The 1413-nt window shown below is 72.0% G+C and carries 2 protein-coding genes; one reads left to right on the top strand and one right to left on the bottom strand.

The genetic code is table 11. The features are described from left to right. A partial coding sequence (locus Mterra_RS22710) for a hypothetical protein (RefSeq protein WP_170159782.1) occupies positions 1-412 on the top strand: 412 nt, incomplete at its 5' end. Between the two features lie 201 nt (positions 413-613). On the opposite strand, the gene Mterra_RS21260 is transcribed toward Mterra_RS22710, so the two are convergent. Then, positions 614-1413, bottom strand: an 800-nt coding sequence (locus tag Mterra_RS21260; RefSeq protein ID WP_275054874.1) for an ATP-dependent helicase C-terminal domain-containing protein, incomplete at its 5' end; no start/stop codon positions are given.

The following is a 1413-nucleotide window of genomic DNA, read 5'->3' on the forward strand; positions in this document are numbered from 1 at the left end:
GCCCCCGCAGCCCACCCCGGCACCCGCCGCGGAGCCCAAAGCGCTGGGGGAGCCCAAGGTGGTGGGGTTGCGCCCCTTCGGCCTGCTGGCCGACAACCGCCCCAGCACGGTGGCCGGGCTCGCCACCCTCACCCATTACTCCAACGGGCAGAGCGTGCTCGAGATCTCCGTCGCCAACCTGCCCCCCGAGAGCAGCCACGCCGCCAACCTCCGGCTGGGCACCTGCAGCAACCTCGGGCCGATCGCCGTGGCGCTGGGGTCGGTCTTCGCGGACGCTCGAGGGGCGGGCAAGAGCAGCACCCGCCTCCCCACGACCCAGATCCCGACCGAGCGGGTGACGGTGGTGGTCTACCAGCGCGACGTCACCGACCCCAAGGGCGTGGGCGGGGCCATCGTTTGTGGGGAGCTTTAGGGGTAGGGACAAGCGGTCAGCCGTCAGCCCTGATCTGTCGAGGGTCGAGGGCCAGGGGTCTAAGCATTTGGCGTTTAGCGTCTTGTGTTTTGCGTTCGGCGCTGGGCGTACGACGTACGACGTATGACCGGCGTCTTGCGTCTTGTGTACGACGTAGGACGTACGACGTACGACCCGCGCCCCGCGCCCCGTGCTCGGCTATCAGCTGCTCTGCGCCCGCTTGGTCTTGCGCGTAGGCTCGGCGTTCCAGGGGTCTTCGGGCCAGGGGTGCTTGCTGTAGCGGCCCCGCAGCTCCTTGCGGACTTCGGGGTAGGTGGTGTTCCAGAAGCTGCGCAGGTCCTGGGTGACCTGGATGGGGCGCTGGGCCGGGGAGAGCAGGTGCAGCATCACGGGGGTGCGGCCCGCGTTGACTCGAGGGGTGTCGGCGAGGCCGAAGAGTTCCTGGAGCTTGACCGCCAGGACGGGCGGGCTGCCGTCGGGGGAGTAGCTGAGGCGCACCAGCGAGCCGCTGGGCACCTCGAGCCGGGTGGGGGCCAGCTCGTCGAGCCGGGCGGGCAGGGGCCAGGGCAGCAGGCCGGTGAGGATGGAGGCCAGGTCGAGGCGGGCGAAGTCCTCGCGGCGCGAGACCTGGCCCAGCCAGGGGGCCAGCCAGTGCTCGAGGGTCTGCAGCAGGTGCTCGTCCGAGACGTCGGGCCACTCCTCGCCGTTCCAGCGGCGCAGGCTGAGCACGCGGGCCTGCCACTGGCGCAGGGCCTCGCTCCAGGGCAACAGGCCCAGCCCCTCGGAGCGCACCACCTCCAGCAGGATTGCGGCCCGCCTGCCCTCGGGGATCGCCCGCAGGGGCTCGCTGTTCAGGGCCACCTCGCCGACGCGGCGCTCGCGGCGCTGGCGCAGCGCGTCGAAGTGCTCGTGGATGGGCGGGGTGGCCTGACCCCCCTGCCCCGACCGGTACTCGGTGGCCAGCTCGTGCAGCGCGGCCAGCAGCAGCGGCAGGTCCGCGC

The organism is Calidithermus terrae, assembly GCF_003574345.1.
GTDB lineage: Bacteria > Deinococcota > Deinococci > Deinococcales > Thermaceae > Calidithermus > Calidithermus chliarophilus.